We start from the raw sequence: 22,138 nt of genomic DNA on the forward strand, positions 1-22,138 counted from the left end.
TCCTAGTTTAATTTATCTTCAATTATTTTTACTAATTTTTCAGCATCTTCCAAGAGTTTTTCTTTGTCCTCGCCCTCAATCATTACTCTAACAAGTGCCTCTGTACCTGAGGGTCTTATGACAACTCTTCCACTTCCATGATAATCTTCTTCCACAGCCTTAATCGCCTGAATTATTTCAGGAAATTCTTCATATCTATTTTTTAAGTCATCGCGAACTTTTGCATTTTTAAGAACTTGAGGATAATTTCTCATAAGTCCATTTAGTTCTGATAATTTTTTCCCTGTTTTTTTCATAATTTCTAAAAGATGAATACCCGTTGCAAGTCCATCGCCAGTTGTATTATAATCTAAAAATATAACATGGCCAGATTGTTCAGCCCCAATTACATAATCATCTTTTAACATTTTTTCGAGAATATATCTGTCTCCAACCTTTGTTTCTATAAAGTCAACTCCAATATTTTCAAGATATTTTTTAAGACCCATGTTTGACATTATAGTCCCAACTACTGCATTGTTTTTAAGATTGTTGTTTTCTTTTAAATATGTTGCAGCAATTGCCAAGATATGATCGCCATCTACTACATTTCCAAGTTCGTCGACGGCAATAATTCTGTCAGCATCTCCGTCAAAACTCATACCAATATCTGATTTTTCTTTTTTTACAAGTTCCTCAATAAGTTTTGGATTCGTTGAACCACAATTGTCATTTATGTTCATTCCATTTGGCTCATTATTAATAATCTTTACTTTTGCACCATAGGCTTTTAAAACAATTTCTGCAATATGTGATTGTGCACCATTTCCTGCATCTACTGCAACTTCTAATCCGTCAAATCTTTCATTAGTTAAACCTTTTAAATATTCAATATATTTTTGTGTAAATTCAGAAGACCTATTTACTATTCCCACTTCATCCCCTGTAACATCCTTATAAATTTTTGTAGTGGAAAGAACTTTTTCTTCGATTTCATCTTCCACACTATCATCAAGTTTAAGACCTTCGCTTGAGAAAAATTTTATTCCATTGTATTCAAAGGGATTATGTGATGCCGAAATAGAAACACCACATAAATAATCTCCAGTTCTAGTAAGATATGCAACTCCTGGAGTTGGAATAACTCCTGCAACATCTACATCCAATCCAATGCTCATAAACCCAGCAATAAGTGCAGATTCAACTAAATCTCCGGAAAGTCTTGTGTCTCTTCCAACTAAAACTTTTCCTCTTTTATTTTTAGTAAGTACAAAAGCTGCTGCTCTTCCAATATCATAACATAATTTTGGAGTTAACTTTTGATTGGCAATGCCACGAACTCCATCTGTTCCAAATAATCTTGTCATTTTATCACCTGTAATTTTTATTTATATATTCAATTAAGTATTCTCTATTGTTTTTCTCTGGGTAATCAAGAACTAAATTTTCAAGTTCCTTTAAAATTTTCCCAATAATTTTGCCTTCACTAAAACCCAAAGATTTTATATCATTTCCATTTATTTCTAAAAACTTTTCAGTTTTCATTTCTTTTTCATTTAATAATTCTTTTACCCTATTTTTTCTATTTATAATAAAGCTTGCATCACGATCTGCTCTCGTGCATTTACAATCGGCAATTAAAAGGTCATAAAGGTCCATTACATTTTCCCTTCCCACTCTTTTAATTTGTCTTCTAAGTGCCTTGTCAGTCATTTCGCTGTGAACTTTCATGTGGTCTAAAATTAAAATTTTAACTTTATCAATAACTCTATTGGAAACTCTATATCTTTTTAAAATTTCAGAAACTAAATCTGCCCCCAAAACTTCATGTCCAAAAAAATGTCCTCTTCCATCTTCGCCAATTGATAATGTGTCCACCTTTGAAATGTCGTGAAAAAGTGCTGCAAGTCTAAGAGAAAGGTCAGGCTTTACTTCATCCATGACGCAAATTAAATGGTCAAAAAGAGTTTTGTCGTGATAAGGACTAAATTGTGAAAATCCAACTGTTCTTTTTAACTCTGGGAATATTACGTCTAGCACACCAGTTTCTTCCATAAGAAGAAGATAATATGAAGGTCTTTCTGAGGTAATCATTTTTGAAAATTCATCAAAAATTCTCTCGGGAGAAATCTTTTTTAGAAGTTTACTTTCAAAGGAAATTGCATCAAAAAGTTCATCCTCAATATAAAAGTCAAACCTTCCTGCAAACCTAATTGCCCTCATAATTCTTATTGCATCTTCTCTAATTCTTTTTGTTGGGCTGCCAACTGCTCTTATGATTTTTTCATCTAAATCATCTTTTCCTCCAAAAGGATCGTAAAGATTTCCATTAAAATCCATTGCCATGGCATTAATTGTAAAATCACGCCTTTTTAAGTCTTCATTTAGATTTTTTGAAAAAGTTACTTTTTCCGGCTTTCTAAAATTCAAATACTTTCCATCTATTCTAAAAGTAGTAACTTCGTAAATAGTTTTATCAATAATAATGCCAACTGTGCCAAACTCTTCGCCAACTAAAACAGTTTTAAAATCCTTAAAAACTTTTTTTATTTCATCAGGCTTTGCAGATGTAGTTATATCATAATCGTGAGGTACTATTCCTAGTAGTTTATCTCTAACACAACCACCTACAATGTACGCGTCAAAGCCTTCTTCATTTAATTTGTTTAAAATAAATAGCACATCTTTTGGCATTCTATCACCCTTTTTATTATATCATATTGTACATAATTTAAAATTATATAATTCTCATTCCCTTGATTTATGGTATAATGAACTAAATTGGAGGTATGTATGAAAAAATCAACTATTGTTATAATATCTTTATTTTTAATGCTTAGCTTAGTTGGCTGTGGCAAAAAAAATTCTAAAGTTGAAAAAACGGGAGACACAAAAATTTCTTCAGTTGCAAAGGAAAAAGAAGCAAGTGAAGAAGATTTAACTACTTCAAACTTTGACAAGGAGAATGTTGACCAGTTAATTAAAAATTCTGATTACATATCAAGAATTAGAGTTTCAACATCAACTGCAGAAGGAACAAACACATCTTTCTTAAAAGATTATAAGGGCGATCTTTCGCAAATTGAAGTTAGTATCCCAAAAACTCTTTCTCCTAACATGGAATATATCGTTTTCTATAAAGACGATGAAAGGGGCGAAGTTTCTCCAACTGAAAGAGATGGTTCCTTTATAGAAATCCAAGGAGACAAAGATAGTAATTTAATTTATATCGAAAAAGTTTTTAATTCAAATTCTTATTCAACTACAGAAAAAGTAAGTAAAGAAAGTTGAGGTAATTATGAAAAAAAATAAATCAATTTTAATTTCACTAATTTTATTAATATTTTTGACTGCAAATGTATTTGCAGCTAAAACTCCATTAATTGAATACAATGGAAAAATTATAAAATCTGATGTTGCTCCCTTTATACAAAATGAAAGGACTATGGTTCCTATAAGATTTATTTCAGAGACTTTAGGCTATAAAGTTGGTTGGAACAATGATAAAAGACTTGTAAGTATAAATGGAAGCAATACTTCAATAGAATTAAAAATCAATTCAAAAAAAGCAAAAGTTAACGGAAAAGAAATTGAATTAGATGCACCTGCTCTTATTAAAAGTGAACGCACTTTCGTTCCACTAAGATTTGTAGCAGAAAATTTAAAAGCTGAAGTTAAATGGGACAATGAGAACTTCAAAGTTATAATCACCGACTCTTCAAAAGCTACAATGCTAAACTTATCATCTGATGAAGAAGCATATGTAAAAGAAATTAAAGTCTTGCAAAATGATTTAAGTAAATCAATTGCAAATTTAAAATCTAGTTTCTTTGAAAATGCTTCAAAACTTTCTGATGCAGATTTATATGCTGCCTATGATAAAGCAGATGCTGAAATTAGAAATACTGTTGATAAAATCAAAAATTTAAATGTTCCAGAAAAATTTAAATCTTCACATGATTACACTTTAAAGGCAAGTGAAAAAGCTCTTGAAATTTTGCCAGGACTTAAAGAATCCATTATTGCAAAAAATGAAGAAGCTGCAAAAAAATTTATAAGTGATTTAACGGATTTTCAAGTTATGATTGAGGAAGCAAAGGACTCCTTTGAATCTGCTCTTAAAGGTGTAGATTATAAAGCTCAAAGGGACATCAAAGTTTATAATGACGAAAAGAAAAAACAAGATAGCACAGAAAATTTGTTACAAGATCAAACTCTAAAAAATATTTTTAAGAAAATTTAATATTTGTCTTTAACAAAATTAGACTAATACCAGAGTTAGTTTTTACTAGCTTTGGTATTTTTTTGTATCTTTCTATAATTGTATTGGAATTTTAAACTAAATTTTCTAAATTACGCAAGTTTAATTCCCTTTCTCTGAAATTTAAAGTATTTTAAATTATTTGATTTTTGCCATAAAAACCTGACCTCCTAAAGTTAGGGTTTAAATCCAGCTTTTAGAGGTCGGTTCTGTTTGCATTTATTTCATTTTGCTATTTATATCAAGAATAAAGAAAAAATTAATTTTTTAAGATTGCTGCCTTTTTTAAATATCCTCTGTTGTATTTATCTTCGCCTTGTTCCATATTTCTCTTTGCTTGTGAAAGCATAAGCTTAATTCTATTAAATTGATTAACTTCAGAAGCTGAGGCATCATAATCTATTGGAATTATATTAGCTTTTTCGTAAGAATTTCTAATTGCCTTTATAACACCTTTTCCCGTGATGTGATTTGGAAGACATCCAAAAGGTTGAACACAGACAATATTTTCAACGCCTGATTCAATTAACTCAACCATTTCCCCAGTTAAAAGCCAACCTTCTCCATATTGATTGCCAAGATCTACATATCTTTCTGCATATTCAATAATTTCCTCAATTTTTTCTGGAACTATAAATCTTGTTTTTTCAAGGGCAAGTCTAACATATTTTCTGTAAGATTCAATATAAGAAATTCCCATTTCACAAATAAATGCCGTTAATCTTGACTTAGAAAGTTTATCAGCCTTTGCTCTCGCATTCTTAAAGGAATACATCATAAAGTCTGTCAAATCTGGTATGACAACTTCAGCCCCTTCCCTTTCAAGAAGATCTGCGACATGATTATTGGCAGCTGGGTCGTATTTAACTAAAATTTCTCCAACAATTCCAACCTTTGGTTTTTTCTCATTAGTAATTTCAAGCCTGTTAAATTCTCCAACCATTTTGTTTACATTAGAGATAAAAGTTTTTTTGCTATAATTTAAATTTTCTGAAGTTGTGATGTCAATCCATCTATCGCGCAAAATATTAACAGAACCTTTTATAACTTCGTAAGGTCTTGTCGCTTGTGTAAGTCTCATGATTAAATCCGCATAAAGCATTCCTTGAATTAACTTTTTGCCAATTCTTACCATTGTTTTTTTATCAAATTCAAATCCAGAGTGTTTTTCAATTTGTTGAAAAGAAAGACCAATTACTGGAACATGACCATAACCCGCATCCTTTAATGCCTTTCTAATAAAGCCCACATAATTTGACGCTCTGCAAGCTCCGCCAGTTTGACTCATTAATAGCGCCAATCTATTTGTATCATACTTTCCAGATTTTACTGCGTCTATAAATTGTCCAACTACAAAAATTGATGGATAGCAAGCGTCGTTATTTACATATTTTAATCCTTCGTTTACAACTTTATGTCCTGAGTCTTCAAGAAGTTCAATATTTATTCCTTCATGTCTTAGTATAGGTTCAAATATACTAAAATGAAGTGGCGCCATTTGAGGCATTAATATCGTATAATCTTTTTTCATTTCCTTTGTAAACATTACTGGATTATCGTCGAGAAGTCCTTCGAGTTCTGCATCGATTTTTTCAAATTCTCTCTTTTCTACCGCTTCAATTAGAGATCTTATCCTAATCTTCACTGCACCTAAGTTAGAAACTTCATCTATTTTTAGCACTGTGTAAATTTTATTGTAAGACTCTAAAATATGTTGAACCTGGTCAGTTGTAACTGCATCTATTCCACAGCCAAAGGAGTTAAGTTGAACTAACTCTAAATTTTCATGTTCCCCAACAAATTTTGCCGCTCTATAAAGTCTTGAATGGTAATTCCATTGGTCTAGCACTCTAAGTCTTGAATCAATTTCAACATTTCGAGCTATGCCATCTTCAGAAATTACCGCAAGTCCAAGGCTAGTGATAAGTTCTGGTATGCCGTGATTTATTTCTGGGTCTATGTGATAAGGCCTACCTGATAAAACTATTGCCCTTTCACCCTTCTTATTTATTTCTTCTAAAATTCTATTGCCTTCATTTAAGACATCTAATCTATATCTATCTTGTTCATCATAGGCTGCACGCACAGCTTTTTTAACTTCTGCTTTTGGAATGAAATCAAAGACATTAGCAAGTCTATTTTCTAATTTTTTTCTGTCGTCAAAAGAAATAAAAGGATTCATAAATTTAACTTTTCCGTCAATAATTTCATCCACATTATTTTTTATAACTTCAGAATACCCTGCTACAACGGGACAATTTAATGTGTTGTCAGCATTTTCAAATTGCTTTTCTTCGTAAAATACTGCTGGATAGAATATAAATTTAATTCCCTTTTCTATTAAGTCTTCAATGTGTCCATGAGAAATTTTTGCAGGATAGCAAGCAGTTTCACTTGTAATGGTTTCAATCCCCTTTTCGTAAATTTCTCTAGAAGATTTGCTTGAAAGGACAACTGAATACCCTAATTCTGTAAAAAATGTATGCCAGAAAGGATAATTTTCATATATATTTAAAACTCTAGGTATTCCAACGACTCCACGTTTAGCTTCCTTTTCAGAAAGTGATTTATAATCAAAGACTCTTTCGTATTTATAGCGATACATATTTGGTAGCTCGTCTTCTTTATTTCTAATGCGACCTGCGCCCTTTTCGCACCTATTTCCCGTAATGTATCTCTTTCCATTTGGAAATATATTTACTGAAAGAGCACAATTATTTGTGCATTGTCTGCAATTTGTAGAAATTGATTTATACTCAAATTTTTCTAATTCCTCTTGTGAAATTAAATTTGACTTTCCCTTTGATTTTTCTTTTGATATAAGTGCCATTCCAAGAGCGCCCATTAGCCCAGCAATATTTGGTCTTGTAACTTCTACTCCTGTTAAATTTTCAAAGGCTCTTAGCACTGCATCAGATAGAAAAGTTCCGCCTTGTACAACTATATGTTCCCCTAACTCCTTTGGATCTCTAATTTTTATTACCTTTTGAATTGCATTTCTAATTACAGAATAGGCAAGTCCTGCAGAAATATCGGGAACTGAAGCGCCCTCTTTTTGTGCTTGTTTAACATTGGAATTCATAAAAACTGTGCAACGTGAACCTAAATCTACTGGCTCTCTTGACTTAGTAGCTTCCTTAGCAAACTCCTCTGCACTCATATTTACTGAATGTGCAAAAGTTTCAAGAAAAGATCCACAACCTGCCGAACAAGCTTCGTTTAGTAAAATTGATTCAATTACACCATCTCTAATTTTCATGGACTTCATATCTTGTCCGCCAATGTCTAAAATAAAATCAACCTTTGGATCAAAATATTTTGCAGCAGTAAAGTGAGCTATCGTTTCAACTTCTCCAAAATCTAAATTTAGCGCTGCTTTTAAAAATTCTTCGCCATAACCAGTTGTACCGCAACCAGCAAAATATGCTTTTTCATTTTTCTCTTTATAAATCTCTTTCAAATTTTCAATTGCAATGTCAAGAGGATTTCCCTTATTAGAGCCGTAAAAAGTATAAAGCAATTCATTATTATCAGATAATGCCACAAGTTTTGAAGTAGTTGAACCTGAATCAATTCCCAAATAAATTGGACCTTCATAACTTTTTAAATCAATTTTTTTAAGGGATTTTGTCTTATGTTTTTCACGAAAAGCAATAACCTCTTCTTCACTATTGAAAAGCGGTGGCATTACATCACTTTCTTTAATATTTATGTTGTCATTATTATTTACTCTATTAAAAAGTTCTACAAATGAAATTGGCTTTGAATCAAAACTTGAAATAGCTGCTCCAAGTGCAACGAAAATTTGTGAATTTTCAGGAGAAATTATTTCATCTTCAGTTAAATTAAGAGTTTCAACAAATCTTTCTTTAAGCATTGGCAAAAAGTGAAGTGGTCCCCCTAAGAAAGCAACATTACCCCTAATAGGTCTTCCACAAGCTAGATTTGATATAGTTTGATTTACTACAGATTGAAAAACTGAAATTGCAATGTCAGATTTACTAGCACCTTGATTAATTAAGGCTTGCACATCTGTTTTTGCAAAAACTCCACAACGAGATGCAATTGGATATAATTTTTTATAATCCCTTGCAAGCTCATTAAGGCCTGAAGCGTCTGTTTGAAGAAGTGATGCCATTTGGTCGATAAAAGCGCCTGTTCCTCCAGCACATATACTATTCATTCTCTGTTCAACAGAACCTCTTAAATAAGTTATTTTAGAATCTTCTCCTCCAAGTTCTATTGCAACATCTGTCTTTGGAATAAAACAAGAAATTGCTTCCCTGCCAGCCACTACTTCTTGAATAAAATCTATGTCCAAAAATTTGTGAACAGAAAGTCCGCCACTTCCAGTAACATTTACAGTAACTGTTTCATACTTAAAATCTTTATAAACTTCATTTATTACATCTTTAACAGTTTTTCTAACATCTGAAAAATGTCTTCTGTATGTCTTATATAAAATATTTAGTTTTTCATCTAATATTACAAGTTTTACCGTTGTAGAACCAACATCTAATCCCATGTGAATTAGCATTCCTACTTCTCCTTTCACAAAAAGCCACTTAAGTATAATTTATTTTAATTTAAAATTTTTACTATAATGATTTAATGAAAAATAATTATCACACTTTGCAAAGCAAATTTCAATATGAATCTGCATAAAAATTTGATTTTTATTGTAAAAATATTAAACATTTCTTAACATTTGCTACATTCTATTATAACCTAATTTGTGATTTTATTGTGAATTATTTATATGAGAATTTTTTAAATTTTTGCAATAAAAAAAGATAGGCTTAAACCTATCTTTCCTTTAAACTATTAGTCTTCAGGATTTGGAGCACCAACTGGGCAAACAGCTGCACAGCTACCACAATCGATACATTGAGCTTCATCAATTGTGTAAATATCTCCTTCAGAAATACATCCAACTGGACATTCTGATTGACATGCACCACAAGCGATGCAAGAATCGTTAATTACATATGCCATTTTATTTACCTCCATAAAATTATACCAAAATTCATGAATTTATATATTCATAATGTTCTGACATAATATTAACATAATAGTTTTAATTTTTCAATCATTATTGTTGTTTTTTTATGATATAACTTTTATTATTTAATTGAATTTTATAAAAAACCTCTAATTTTTGAGCTTTATTGGCATTTATTTTAATAAAAAATATTTTAAAAATAATTTTTAATTTTTCTAACTATTTATTAAAACTAATAATCCATAGCATTTTACTATGTTTTATTCTCCCCTAAAAACTCTTAGAGAATTTAAGATGCAAATAAGCGCAACTCCAACATCTGCGAAAACTGCAAGAGGCATGGATACAAATCCAATTGCACCAAAGACTAGCACAACGACCTTTAAAAATAAGGCTATAAAAATATTTTGGTAGGCAATACTTTTTACTTTCTTTGCAATGTCAATTGCTCTTACAACAGATGAAATGTCATTTTTCAATAAAACTATATCTGAGGTTTCAATTGCGATGTCAGAGCCACTTCCCATACTAATGCCAAGATAAGCACTTGCAAGTGAAGGCGCATCATTAGTTCCATCGCCGACAAAGGCAATTTTTGTATTTTTTTCTATTTCCTTTATTTCTCTAACTTTCTCATCTGGAAGAAGTGAGCCTCTGTAATAATCTATTCCAACTTCATTTGCAATTTTCTTTACAACATTCTCTTTGTCTCCAGAAAACATATAAGTCTTTACGCCTCTACTATGAAGTTTATTTACGCTTTCTTTAACACCCTCTTTTATCTCGTCCTTTAACTTAATAATTCCCAAAATTTCATTTTTATCTGCCACATATACATCCACATAATTTGAATCAGATTTATTATTAAGTTTTAAATTATAATCTTCCATTAACTTTTTATTTCCAACGAGATAATTTTTACCCTTTAGTTCAAACTCAATTCCCTTTCCGCCAATATTGTTTAAATGCTCAGGAATTTGTTTGCTTTTAAAACTTTTAACTATCGCCTTTCCAATTGGGTGAGTTGAATACATTTCACCAATTGATGCAATTTCTAAAATCTCATCTCTTGATGCCTTTATTTCTTCAACTTCAGCAACTGTAAATTCGCCCTTAGTAACAGTTCCCGTTTTATCAAAGGCAACTCCTTCTATATCTGTCAAAGCTTCAATAGAATTTCCTCCTTTAACAAAAATTGATTTTCTTGATAATGAACCAATTCCCGCAAAAATAGTAAGTGGAACAGAAATTGCGAGAGCACAAGGACAAGAAATTACTAAAAATATTGCAGCCCTATAAATTGATTCTTTAAAAGAAAGATCACTTGCAAAGTTTAAAACTAGGAAAAGTAAAACTGCAAGTCCAATAACTATTGGAGTGTAAATTTTTGCAAATCTTGTAATAAATTTTTCAACTTTTGCCTTGTTTGTGCTTGCATTTTTAACCATGTCAATAATTTTTGCAATAGTTCCCTCTTTATATTCCTTTGTAACTTCCACTTCTAAAGATGAATCTAAGTTTACAAAACCAGAAGTGATTTCATCGCCAACTCCTAGAGAAATTGGTGCAAATTCTCCAGAAATATTTGAAGTGTCCACATTTGAAGCTCCTTTGATTATTTTTCCATCTAGTGGAACTTTTTCTCCAGGCATAATTACAACGACTTCTCCAACAGAAACTTCAGTTGGATCAACTTTTACAATTTCTCCAGATTTTTTTACATTTGCAAACTCTGGTTTTAATTTTAGGGCTTCTTTAATAGAATTTTTGGAGCTGTCCACTGCTTTGTCTTGGATAATTTCTCCAACAGTGTAAAATAACATTACGGCAACAGCTTCTGCATATTCACCGGAAATTATGGCCGCAATAGACGCAATAGTCATTAGAAATTTTTCATCCATAAAATTACCCGTTGCGATTTTAGAAACCGAAGCCTTAACAACATCATAACCTATTATTGCATACAAAATAATATAGGCTATAAAATTGACTTTTTCATTAAGTTTTAAGTAATGTAATATTATTAACCCTACAAAAACGAAAATACATTTGTATATAGGAAACTTTTCTTCATCTTCTTCCATATCTTCATTTAAATCTTCAGTAACAGTTACACCATCTTCTATGGAGTCAACCACATCTTGAATTTTAATCTTTAAATCAAAAGGATCTGCTTCCGAATCAAAAACAAGTTCATCTTTTAAAAAATCATAATTAAGATTTTTCATATCTGGCATTTTTTTAAGTTTATCTTCGATCTTCCCTGCACAATTTGCACAAGTAAGACCCTTTAAATGAAATATATATTTGCTCATAATTCTCCCTCTACGCAAATTATCATTCGATATTTGTTCATACATTCATTATAAAATAATTATTATTTATGTCAATACTTTATTTACTTTATTTTTTAATTTATGAGCTAATAATTTAGCAAAGGAAGCCTATAAAAACTTTTTAAATTTATTGTAAAAAATAGTTGACAAAAATCAACTAGTCCGTTAGAATAGATAAAGTAAGTTGCTAAAGAGTGAGCTTCAATTTGGAGAAATACTCAAGTGGCTGAAGAGGCTCCCCTGCTAAGGGAGTAGGTCCCGATTAGGGTCGCGAGGGTTCAAATCCCTCTTTCTCCGCCAATGGTGAGGGCCTTTAGCTCAGTTGGTTAGAGCGCCCGGCTCATAACCGGTAGGTCCCGGGTTCAAGTCCCTGAAGGCCCACCATTACTTGCCCAGATAGCTCAGTCGGTAGAGCAGAGGACTGAAAATCCTCGTGTCGCTGGTTCGATTCCGGCTTTGGGCACCACAAAAAGTACCAATTTTGTTGGTACTTTTTTTTGTATCTTTTTAATTTTACTCAAAATCCCTCTATCTTTTTTTCAGCCAAAAATTGTAGTCTTCCTCATAATAGCACTATTTCCCTAACATTATACAGAAATATGTAAAAATATTATTAAGATGTTTTTAAGCCATTTTAATGTGGCAAGACTCCAATACATCTATTGCCGATTTTTTCTTTTCATCTGTAAGCCCTTCGGTCAAATCTTTGTAAAGATAAATATTTTTTTCTGGCAAAAATCCTTTTACAAGTAAAATATTTGAAACTACGCAAATATCTGCGACAAGTCCCAAGAAATAAATATTGTCTATTCCCTCTTTACTATCTAATTGTTTTAAATATTCTCCAAGTTCAACTGATGCAAAAGTATTTTTTTCAAACTTTTTTGCTTCCTTAAAATCCTTTGTTTTCCTTAGTTTTTCTGCAATTTCATGACCCCAAGTACCCTTTATACAGTGTTCTATTGGCAGATTTCTTCCCTCATTAGTCTCGAGATAATTTTCATAATGTGTATCCAATGTATAAATTACTTTTCCCTTAAACTCATTTACCTTGTCCACAACTCTATCCAAAAGTTTTTCTGTGTCTTTTCCCTTTAGCGAACCGCTTATAAAATCATTCTGCATATCTATTACTACTAATACGTCCATTTTCTCACTCCTTTTCAATATAATACAACAAGTTTTACATAATTTAAAGTTCACTGTATAATATTTTGGGGTGAATTATGAAATACAACAGTGTTTTAAAAGCAGAATTTTTATATAGAAAAAATAGATTTATAGCGATTTGCAAAAAGGGTTTTAAGCTTTTGACAGTTTATGTTCCCAATACTGGCAGATGTAAGGAACTTCTAAAAGAAGGTACAACAGTTTTTTTAACTTACAACGACAATCCCAATAGAAAAACTTCTTACACGCTTGTAGCTGTAATAAAAGGCGATAAAATTATAAATATTGACTCACAAGCTCCCAATGAAATTGTCTACGAAGCATTTAATAAAAATAAAATTGATCTTGGTTTTAAATATGGCATAATAAAGCGGGAATACACTCACGGGGACTCTCGATTCGATTTTTATTTAGAAGGCGAAAATAAAAAGGCTCTTTTAGAAGTTAAGGGGGTTACTTTAGAAAATAATGGAATTGTCGCCTTTCCTGATGCTCCCACAAAAAGAGGATTAAAACATATCAATGGACTTATTAGTTCTAGCGAAAAATATTTAACCTATATTTTATTTGTTATTCAAATGAAAGATGTAAAATTTTTTACACCAAATTACGTTACAGATAAGAATTTTTCAATGGGTTTATTAAAAGCAAGAAACGCTGGAGTAAAAACCCTAGCTTATGACTCAATTGTAACAAGAAATTCAATAGAAATTTCAGAAAAAGTACCCGTTATTTTGGAGGAAACATGGAATTTAGACTTGCAAAGGAATTAGATAGAAAAGAAATTGAAAAAATTTACAATGACGGTTCAGAAAAATTAAAGTCCCTTGGCATAAATCAGTGGCAAGGAAAAGAAAAACCAAATCTAAATGAATTTCCTGATCTTGATAAAAATAAAATTATTTACGTTCTAGAAGATTGTGGAAAAGTTGTTTCCACAGTTATAATTTACGATTATGACATAGATTACGAAAAAAATTTAAAAGCCACTTGGAAAAGTCCAAAACCCTATGTAGCACTCCACAGAATAGCTACTCTTGCAGATGCAAGAAAAAAGGGTTATGGCAAAAAAATTATTGAGTTTTCAGAACATTTTGCAAAGGAAAATAATTTTAAATCAGTGCGCATTGATACACATAGGGAAAATAAATCTATGCAAAATCTTTTAACTTCTCTTGAATATAAATATGTTGGATTGGTATACCTTGGCGGAACAAGTGAAAGATTTGCCTATGAAAAAATTTTGTGAGATATTTATTTTGAAAAAATGAAAGATTTATGAAATTTATAAAAGATTTTTTTATGGATTTCCTAAAGTTTTGCAAGGCGCAAATTGAATAATATCTTTATAATACCTGCTAAAGCAAAAACATTGCTACTCTTTATGTTTTTAAGCTAAATTATATTTTTTAAGAAAATAATACTTTAAATTAAAAAGACCACATTTACTTAGAAAAATTCTTTGTAAAAAGTGGCCTTTATTTTTTATATTAAAAGTGGCAAGAATATTGTTGCGAGACCTAAGAAAATAAAAAATCCACAGGTATCTGTAAAGGTTGTAAGAAAAATAGATGATGCAATTGCTGGATCAATTTTTATTTTGTCTAAAATTAGTGGAATTAAAAATCCCATAGAACAAGCAATTATCATATTTAAAATCATGGCGAAAAATAAAATAAATCCTAAATAAATATTGTGATGCCAAAATACAAACACTGCAGCTGCCAAAATTCCTATAATAGCACCTTCAAAGAGCCCCAAAAATATTTCTTTAAATATTAATTTATAATCTTCTTTTAGTGACAATTCTCCCCTTGCAAGAGATGTAATTATAATTGATAGAGTTTGAGAGCCAGCATTTCCACCCATACCAGTTACTATTGGCATAGCTGCTGATAATACTACAACTTGTGAAATTGTTGATTCAAATCCTTTTACGACAGATGATGCCAAAAAAGCAGTAATTAAATTGACAATAAGCCATGGAATTCTCGACTTAAAGGATTCAAAAAGAGTGGAATCATATTCTTCATCTGCATTAACACCGTGCATCTGTAACATATCTTCGTTATGCTCTTGGTCAATAATGGCTATAATATCTTCAGATGTTATAACGCCAAGTATTGCCATATTACTATTTACTACTGGAAGGATGTCAAGCTCGTACTTGCTAAATAAATTTGCTGCAACCTCTTGATCATCTGTACCATATACATAGAAGTCAACTTCTTCCAATAAATCTCTTAATAAAGTATCTGAATGGGAGACTAAAAGATCTCGCATAGTAACAATTCCCTTTAGTCTGTGATAATTATCTGTAACAAAAATTTTGTCAATAATTTCTGTCTTTGGCGAAATTGAAATAATTTTCTTTACAGCCTCTACCGCAGTTAAATTTTCACGCAGTGCAATAAAATTTGTGGTCATAATACCACCTGCAGATTCTTCATCAAAGGATAAAATCATCTTTAATGTAACTTTATCTGCACTCTTTATTGACGATAAAATTTTCTTTCTCCTAACAGTTGAAAGCACTCCCAAAAGGTCGGCGACTATTGAAGTTTCCATATGTGTAAAAATATCTATTAACTCATCATCTGTAAAAAAAGCCATAATCTTTGCACTAAAATCTTCTTCTGATGACTCAAGAAGACTAGCCATGTTCTCATGATTAATTAAATGCACAAAAATTTTTAGTTCATTGTCTTCTAATTCACTTGCCTCTAAAGCAATATCAACAGGGTGATACTCGTCAAAGAGACTATTTATGCGTTTTTCATCTTTTATATAAATTATCTTTTTTATCTCTTCAAATAAATCCATTTTTTTCACCTGCTAAAGTTTCTAAGTCTGTTACAAAAGAAGAAATTTCATTTTTTCTTCCATTTGTGTAATGCGAGTACATTAAGTATAGTTCCTTCTTTGCCCTAGTCATAGCTACATAAAATAGTCTCCTTTCTTCACAAAAGAGCTCTTCATCTTCTCCTATTGTGTCAATACTCGCAGTAGATGGCAATGTACCCTCATATAAGTCTACAACAAAAACTCGAGAAAATTCAAGACCTTTGGCAGAATGAATAGTAGAAAAAGTTAATTTTGCATTGTCATTTCTCGATTTTAAAAGATCGTATTCTAACTCCTTTAGTCTACCAATAAAAAGATCCAGCGTCTTTGTACTTTTAGCTATTAACTTTAAATAGTAAAGGTACTCGTTTAAACTTGCCTCTGTCTCCATAAATCGCTTGGAATTTTCCTTTAAATAATTGCCATAACCCATTTCCCTATCAATATAATTTATCGCCTCGTAAACATCACTTCTCGCAATTTTTCTAAATCCAACTAATAATTTATTTATATTTTTGTGATAAAAACTTGGCAGTCCCGGATAGTCTTTTAAAATATTGAAAATATTTTTACCTCTGTTTTTCTTTAAATATTCAATATGTTTCTTAGAAATGTAACCATCTAATTTAAAGTAAAATTTTTCATATAAATCAATGTCTGATAAATCTCTAGAAAAATTTAAAATGTCTAAAATATCCTTAGTAATAAAATGTGAGAAGAACTTTGTCTTTTTGTCCTTTATATTAAAATCATAATCCCTTCTCTCAAAATACTCTACAAGACCAATGCTAGAAAGATTATTTCTGTATAAAACTGCAATATCTCCTACACCCTTTTGAAGTTCCTTTTCAATAAACTCATATTGATCCTTAGGCTCCTTTACCTTAATAATATTAACAGGCTTGGCAAAGGGGTTTGAAGTAAAAACAGTTTTATCAAATCTTTTTTCATTTTGTGCAATAAAAATATTTGCAATATTTACAATATTTTTTGTTGAACGAAAATTTTCCTCCATATAAAAAGTCGCAATGTCGTTATATTCTTTTTGAAGATTAAAAAGTTCTTCAGTATTTGCACCTCTAAAACCGTAAATGGATTGATCATCGTCTGCAACTACAAATAAATTATTGTCAGGTTTTGCCAGTAATTTTAAAACTTGAAATTGACTTCTACTTGTATCCTGACCTTCGTCAAGTTGAATAAATTTAAATCTATCTCTATATTTCTTTCTAATTGATGCATCACTTTTTAAAATTTCATAAGAAAGATTAATCATATCGTCAAAATCTATTAAATTCTTATCTTTTTTATATTTTTCATAAGTTTCATAAAACTTTACAAAATTATCTGTGTCGCATCTCTTTAACTTTGCAAAAGAATTTGGCGAAAGCATCATATTTTTGCAATAGCCAACTTCAGAAATTGCAGTTTCAATTCGCTCTTCAGTGGGATAAGTTTTATTAACATCTCTATAAATATCTCTTAAAATTTCATACTTTTTCTTCAAATTAGAATCAATTAAACTAAGAGACTTTCCAGATTTTCTTGAATAATCTCGAACAATGGAATAACAAAAAGCGTGAATAGTAGAAAACAAAACATTTTCTCCGCCAAACATTATATTATAGCGCATCTTTATATCAATAGCTTGTGCCTTGGAAAAAGTTATCGTTAGAATATTCTTTGGATCCACACCTCTATCTATTAATCTTTTAATTCTATGTAAAATCATAGTTGTCTTTCCCGCTCCAGGAACAGCAAGGACTATTGCCGGTCCCTTAAAATGTTCCACAGCTATTAATTGACTAGATGTTAATTTCACATTATCCCTCCTATTCTAGTGTAAACTATTTCTTAAATATTTTAAATCTATTTTTTTAACTATGCCATTGTGATATAATTTATATATAAACAGGTTTAGGGGGTATTACTATGTTAATGACAAATTTCTTGCAAAAGAGAAAGTCTGTCAGAAATTTTAAAAATGACACAGTTCCAAGAGACGCCTTGGAAAATATAAAATTACTTATGAACGAAATGAAGACTGAAGAAAGCGGCATAAGTTTTTCTCTTTATGAGAACGGAAAAATTGTGGCAGAAGGACTAAAAGGCAAGGCAGGATATGCAGGAGTCATGATAGAAGCTCCACATTACATCGCACTAGATATTGATGCTAAAAAACCACTTAACTTATTAAAGGGCGGCTACTGTCTTGAAAAATTAAATACAAAAATTGTCAACTTGGACATTGATACTTGTTGGATAACAGTTGATAATGTTGACGTCGATACAAAAAAATCTATCTTTGGAGAAAATGGAACTGGAATAGATTACTTAATAGCAATTGGCTATGGACAAAAGAAAAAATTATTCGACCCAGAAGTAACAAGTTCAAGACTTAATGTAGAAGAAATAGTTTTTTCTGAAAAGATTGGACAACCAATTTCCATTGAAACATTAGAAAACTATGGCGTATTTGATGTATTTTCATCAGTAAGATATGCACCAAGCCACAAAAATTTTCAACCATGGAGATTTGTATTAAAGGGCACAAAAGTAGAAGCCTACATGGTAAAATCTGAGGAAGACAATAGATCGCTAATCGACATGGGCGTAATTTTGTTCTATATGGAAGAAATGCTAAAGACAATTGGCATAAACAAAAAGTGGACAATCGATTTAAAGGACGCAGGTAATTATTATTACATCGGTTCCTATACAATATAATAAACTTATTTAGGGCATAAAATGGTATCATTTATATGCCTTTTTATAATAATTTTTAAAACAAAAGAACTGTCAACAACGACAGTTCTTTTGTTTTAAGATATCAAATTATTTTAGATCAAGCATTAACTTTATCTGCTTCTGCTTTCTTTAGCTTTGCTTCTTCAAGTTTTGCTTGTCTTTCTTTTTCCTTCTTTTCTTTTTCCTTTTGTTTCATTTTTTCCACTCTTTCAGGATATTCACAATAAATTGCTCCTGTTGGACATTTTGAAACACAAATTCCACAGTTTATACACTTGTCATAATCAATTGATGCCAAGTTGTTTTCTACGTGAATTGCATCCTTTGGACAATTCTTTTCACAAATGCCACATCCAATACAACCTGTTGAACAATTAGTTCTAACAACTTTTCCTGAATCAAGTGATTTACATTCAACAACTGTCTTTGATTTGTAAGGTCTAAGTGCAATGATTTTTTTAGGACAAATGTTAATACATTTCATGCAGGCAACACATTTTTCCTTGTCAACTACTGCAACGCCATTTACCATGTGAATTGCGTCAAATTCACAAACACTTACACAAGTGCCTCCACCACAACAACCAAAGTTACAAGCTTTTGCACCTTGTTGATAGTCTGAAATTAATCTACAATCAACTAAATCATTGTAATCATATTTATTCTTTGCCTTATTGCAATCTCCTTGACAAAGGACACATGCAATATTTCTTTCTACATTTCCTGCATTAACACCCATTACTTGACTGACCTTTTCAGCCGTTTCTGCTCCACCGATTACACAACCATTTACTGGTGCCTTACCCTTTGCAATAGCTTCTGCAAGTCCGTCACATCCTGGAAAACCACAAGCTCCACAGTTTGCTCCTGGTAAGCAATCTCTGACTTCAGCGACCCTTGGATCTACTTTTACATAAAAAACCTTTGATGCTATTGAAAGAATTACTCCAAAAAAGGCTCCTGCAATTCCCAAAAACAACACTGGGGTAAGTACTGCACTAATTTCCATAATTACCTCCTATACCAATCCGCCGAAACCTGAAAATGCAATTGCCATTAAGCCTGCACTTATAAGTGCAATTGGAACTCCTTGAAGTGCCTTAGGTACATTAGCAAGCATTAACTTTTCTCTTAGTGCTGCTATAAGTACAAGAGCAAGTGTAAAACCTACTGAAGCTCCAAATCCGCTAAATATTGTTTCTATTAAGTTATATCCATTTTGAACATTTAAAACTGTTACACCAAGAACGACACAGTTTGTAGTAATAAGTGGAAGATATACACCCATTGCTTGATAAAGTGAAGGTGATGACTTCTTAATAAACATTTCTACAAATTGTACAAGTGATGCAATTACAAGAATAAATGCAATTGTTTGTAAATACTCAAGTCCAAATTTATCTAATACAAAAATTTGAATTAGCCATGTTATTGCAGATGCAAGTACAACTACAAAGGTAACGGCAACTCCCATTCCAAGAGCAGTTTCTGTCTTTGAAGATACTCCTAAGAAGGGACAAATTCCTAAGAATTGAGCAAAAACATAATTATTTACAAGTATTGTTGAAATTAAAATCGTAAAAATACTTTCTAACATTAGTCTGCCCTCCTATTAAGTAATAATCTAAATCCTGCTATTAAAAATCCAAGTAGAATGAAAGCACCTGCTGGTGCACCCATAATTCCAATTCCTGGATAAGATTCTGGCAAAATATTCACATTAAATAATGTACCATATCCGAAAAATTCACGAACAAGACCCATTGCAACTACTGCAATAGTATATCCTACCCCTGTTCCAATTCCGTCGACAATTGATGGAACTAGAGCATTTTTATAAGCAAAACCTTCAGCTTCTCCAAGAATACAGCAGTTAACTACGATTAATGGTAAGAAAATACCAAGTGCTGCATATATTGGTTGTGAATAAGCTTGAAGTATCATTTGTACTAATGTTACGAAAGTAGCAATTACTACGATAAAACAAGGAATTCTTATTTTATCAGGTATTATATTTCTTAGTGCAGATACTACTCCATTACTCATTATAAGTACAAAAGTAACTGCAACACCCATTGCTACTGAGTTTGTTAAATTATTTGTAATAGCCAGTGTTGAACAAAGCCCTATAAGTTGCATGAATACGGGATTGTTTTTAAAAGCACCGTCTAAAAAAACTTTAGATAATTTCATTTAATCCTCCTTATTCATTCTTTAAAACTTCGTTATAAACTTTAATAGCGTCGTTAGAACCTGCTAGAGCACCTTTAGATGAAATTGTTGCAGATGTAAGCCACTTAACTTCATCATCAGCCTTTGGTTCTTTAGAAAGTTTCAAAGGACCTGCTGCAGATTTCCCCTCGTAAGATGGATAATATTCATCTGTTGTGATCCTAGAACCAAATCCACTAGTTTCACCATTGGAGATATTTCTAAATCCTGCGATTTTATCTCCATCAAGCAAGAAACCTAGAGCATTTGTCATAGCTCCGCCATAACCATTTGACTTTACGTTAACACCATATCCAACAACTTTGTCTGCCTTTTTAGCAACAAAGATTTTTTCGATATTTGGATATTTTTCTTTTATTGAATCTAATTTAGCTTTGTCAAATTCTTCAAAGCCATCTGCGTTATCTCCAAAAATAACTTTATAAGATGCAAGTGTATTTTTTAATTCAGTTTCTGCTATTACTGGAGCAGTAAAACTATTTACAACTGCCAATAATCCTGCAGATAGGGCGCAGAAAACTAAAAGTATAATTCCAAATTTTACTGGTTCTTTCATTTACTTCGCCTCCCCGTATGCACTTGTTATTGTAAGTTTGTCAATTAAAGGTGTTGCAAGGTTCATTAGACATATTGCATAAGATACACCTTCTGGAAGAGATGCCTTTACTCTTATAACTGCAGTTAAAATACCACATCCAAGGGCAAATATAATTCTTCCCTTTCTATTAATTGGGTTTGTAGTGTAGTCAGTTGCCATAAAAATAGCACCAAGTAACAAACCACCAGCAAGTAATTCATAAGGAATTACATTCATAGGTATTCCAAGAATTCCAAGACATACTGCAGTAGTTGCAACATATATTACTGGGATTTCCCAAGAAATAACTTTTCTAACTACTAAATATACAAAACCTATTAAAAGTGCAATTGCTGAAGTTTCTCCAATTACACCGCCAATATTACCAATAAACATATCGCTCATAGCTGGAAGTTTTGATAAATCTCCACTTGCGATGATTTGTAATGGAGTTGCATATGAAACTCCGTCCATAGTTGCAGCTGAAGTTGTAATGCTTTGTTTTAGTAATTCTGGCGAAATATAATCCGTTATTTGTTTTGGCCATGAAGCCATAAGTACAAGCCTTGCAGCAAGTGCAGGGTTCATAAAATTAAAACCAATACCACCAAAACATTCTTTAACAATTAAAATTGAAAAAACTGATCCGAAAGCTGCCATCCATAATGGGAAAGATTGAGGCATATTAAGTGCGATTAAAATTCCAGTTACAACAGCAGATAAGTCCTTAATTTGTACAGCCTTTTTAAGTGCACTTTGAGTAATATACTCAGTTGCCACACAAGCTACTACACAAGTTAGAATAAGAAGTATTGATCTCATTCCAAAAAAATAAACTGCAGCAATCATTGCCGGAACTAGTGCTATGATTACATCAAGCATAATTTTTTGAACAGTATCATTTGATCTAATGTGTGGAGCAAGTGAAACGAAGCGAGCTTCATTTACTGTAATCGGATCTTTAGTTATTTTATTATTTTCCAAATTGA

18 protein-coding genes and 3 tRNA genes are annotated in these 22,138 nt (G+C 31.4%); 8 read left to right on the forward strand and 13 right to left on the reverse strand.

Going from position 1 to position 22,138, the window contains the following annotated elements:
* Window positions 1-2: 2 nt before the first annotated feature.
* On the reverse strand, window positions 3-1,346 hold the full coding sequence (gene glmM / locus MR285_RS03650) for a phosphoglucosamine mutase (RefSeq protein WP_293558137.1): 1,344 nt from the start codon (window positions 1,344-1,346) through the stop codon (window positions 3-5).
* A gap of 4 nt (window positions 1,347-1,350) precedes the next feature.
* A complete protein-coding gene (locus MR285_RS03655; RefSeq protein ID WP_293558139.1) occupies window positions 1,351-2,673 on the reverse strand; it encodes an HD domain-containing protein in 1,323 nt (440 codons plus the stop codon).
* 99 nt (window positions 2,674-2,772) lie between these two features.
* On the opposite strand from MR285_RS03655, the gene MR285_RS03660 reads away from it, so the two are divergent.
* Complete coding sequence (locus MR285_RS03660) at window positions 2,773-3,270, forward strand: hypothetical protein (protein WP_293558141.1); 498 nt, start codon at window positions 2,773-2,775, stop codon at window positions 3,268-3,270.
* 7 nt (window positions 3,271-3,277) lie between these two features.
* Complete coding sequence (locus MR285_RS03665) at window positions 3,278-4,222, forward strand: copper amine oxidase N-terminal domain-containing protein (protein WP_293558143.1); 945 nt, start codon at window positions 3,278-3,280, stop codon at window positions 4,220-4,222.
* A gap of 277 nt (window positions 4,223-4,499) precedes the next feature.
* Here MR285_RS03665 and MR285_RS03670 read toward each other — a convergent pair whose 3' ends face one another.
* The 3 genes from MR285_RS03670 to MR285_RS03680 form a co-directional block, all read right to left on the reverse strand.
* Window positions 4,500-8,777 (reverse strand): 2-hydroxyacyl-CoA dehydratase, encoded by a 4,278-nt coding sequence (locus MR285_RS03670; RefSeq protein WP_293558179.1) that lies wholly within the window; start codon window positions 8,775-8,777, stop codon window positions 4,500-4,502.
* A gap of 287 nt (window positions 8,778-9,064) precedes the next feature.
* Window positions 9,065-9,235 (reverse strand): 4Fe-4S binding protein, encoded by a 171-nt coding sequence (locus MR285_RS03675; RefSeq protein WP_293558145.1) that lies wholly within the window; start codon window positions 9,233-9,235, stop codon window positions 9,065-9,067.
* A 267-nt stretch (window positions 9,236-9,502) separates the two neighbouring features.
* Window positions 9,503-11,557: a heavy metal translocating P-type ATPase gene (locus tag MR285_RS03680; protein ID WP_293558146.1), complete on the reverse strand. Its 2,055-nt coding sequence runs from the start codon at window positions 11,555-11,557 to the stop codon at window positions 9,503-9,505.
* A gap of 229 nt (window positions 11,558-11,786) precedes the next feature.
* Between MR285_RS03680 and MR285_RS03685 the strand changes: the two genes are divergently transcribed.
* From MR285_RS03685 to MR285_RS03695, 3 genes are all read left to right on the forward strand, one after another.
* Window positions 11,787-11,878 (forward strand) — tRNA-Ser (locus tag MR285_RS03685).
* A gap of 7 nt (window positions 11,879-11,885) precedes the next feature.
* Window positions 11,886-11,962 (forward strand) — tRNA-Ile (locus MR285_RS03690).
* A 6-nt stretch (window positions 11,963-11,968) separates the two neighbouring features.
* Window positions 11,969-12,044: transfer RNA gene (locus MR285_RS03695), tRNA-Phe, on the forward strand.
* A gap of 158 nt (window positions 12,045-12,202) precedes the next feature.
* Here MR285_RS03695 and MR285_RS03700 read toward each other — a convergent pair.
* Window positions 12,203-12,727: an isochorismatase family cysteine hydrolase gene (locus tag MR285_RS03700; RefSeq protein WP_293558148.1), complete on the reverse strand. Its 525-nt coding sequence runs from the start codon at window positions 12,725-12,727 to the stop codon at window positions 12,203-12,205.
* Window positions 12,728-12,804: 77 nt separating this feature from the next.
* Here MR285_RS03700 and sfsA point away from each other — a divergent pair, with 77 nt between their 5' ends.
* Together sfsA and MR285_RS03710 are read left to right on the forward strand one after the other, a co-directional pair.
* Window positions 12,805-13,521, forward strand: a complete 717-nt coding sequence (sfsA, locus tag MR285_RS03705; protein WP_293558150.1) for a DNA/RNA nuclease SfsA — start codon at window positions 12,805-12,807, stop codon at window positions 13,519-13,521.
* On the forward strand, window positions 13,494-13,997 hold the full coding sequence (locus MR285_RS03710) for a GNAT family N-acetyltransferase (RefSeq protein WP_293558152.1): 504 nt from the start codon (window positions 13,494-13,496) through the stop codon (window positions 13,995-13,997). Before sfsA ends, MR285_RS03710 begins: the two co-directional genes overlap by 28 nt.
* A gap of 236 nt (window positions 13,998-14,233) precedes the next feature.
* On the opposite strand, the gene mgtE is transcribed toward MR285_RS03710, so the two are convergent.
* On the reverse strand, window positions 14,234-15,571 hold the full coding sequence (mgtE, locus tag MR285_RS03715; RefSeq protein WP_293558154.1) for a magnesium transporter: 1,338 nt from the start codon (window positions 15,569-15,571) through the stop codon (window positions 14,234-14,236).
* Window positions 15,558-17,414 carry an ATP-dependent helicase gene (locus MR285_RS03720; protein WP_293558156.1) on the reverse strand — a complete coding sequence of 619 codons (1,857 nt, stop codon included), beginning with the start codon at window positions 17,412-17,414 and terminating at the stop codon, window positions 15,558-15,560. The genes mgtE and MR285_RS03720 overlap by 14 nt, the downstream gene beginning before the upstream one ends.
* Window positions 17,415-17,524: 110 nt before the next feature.
* Between MR285_RS03720 and MR285_RS03725 the strand changes: the two genes are divergently transcribed.
* The gene (locus MR285_RS03725; RefSeq protein WP_293558158.1) at window positions 17,525-18,319 is read left to right on the forward strand and encodes a nitroreductase family protein; all 795 of its coding nucleotides are present in this window, start codon (window positions 17,525-17,527) and stop codon (window positions 18,317-18,319) included.
* Between the two features lie 118 nt (window positions 18,320-18,437).
* Here the strand turns inward: MR285_RS03725 and MR285_RS03730 are convergent, their stop codons facing one another.
* Genes MR285_RS03730 through MR285_RS03750 form a run of 5 tightly spaced genes read right to left on the reverse strand, consistent with a single transcriptional unit; the run spans window position 18,438 to window position 22,133 of the window.
* A complete protein-coding gene (locus MR285_RS03730; protein ID WP_293558160.1) occupies window positions 18,438-19,349 on the reverse strand; it encodes an RnfABCDGE type electron transport complex subunit B in 912 nt (303 codons plus the stop codon).
* A 9-nt stretch (window positions 19,350-19,358) separates the two neighbouring features.
* Window positions 19,359-19,937, reverse strand: coding sequence for an electron transport complex subunit RsxA (gene rsxA / locus MR285_RS03735; RefSeq protein ID WP_293558161.1), 579 nt, complete (start codon window positions 19,935-19,937; stop codon window positions 19,359-19,361).
* Window positions 19,937-20,533, reverse strand: a complete 597-nt coding sequence (gene rsxE, locus MR285_RS03740; protein WP_293558163.1) for an electron transport complex subunit RsxE — start codon at window positions 20,531-20,533, stop codon at window positions 19,937-19,939. The genes rsxA and rsxE overlap by 1 nt, the downstream gene beginning before the upstream one ends.
* Window positions 20,534-20,543: 10 nt before the next feature.
* Window positions 20,544-21,128, reverse strand: a complete 585-nt coding sequence (locus tag MR285_RS03745) for an FMN-binding protein (protein WP_293558165.1) — start codon at window positions 21,126-21,128, stop codon at window positions 20,544-20,546.
* A complete protein-coding gene (locus tag MR285_RS03750) occupies window positions 21,129-22,133 on the reverse strand; it encodes an RnfABCDGE type electron transport complex subunit D (RefSeq protein ID WP_293558167.1) in 1,005 nt (334 codons plus the stop codon).
* Window positions 22,134-22,138 lie beyond the last annotated feature (5 nt).

Origin of the sequence: Peptoniphilus sp. (genome assembly GCF_022767005.1) — a bacterium.
In the GTDB taxonomy this organism is placed as follows: Bacteria; Bacillota; Clostridia; order Tissierellales; family Peptoniphilaceae; genus Peptoniphilus_A.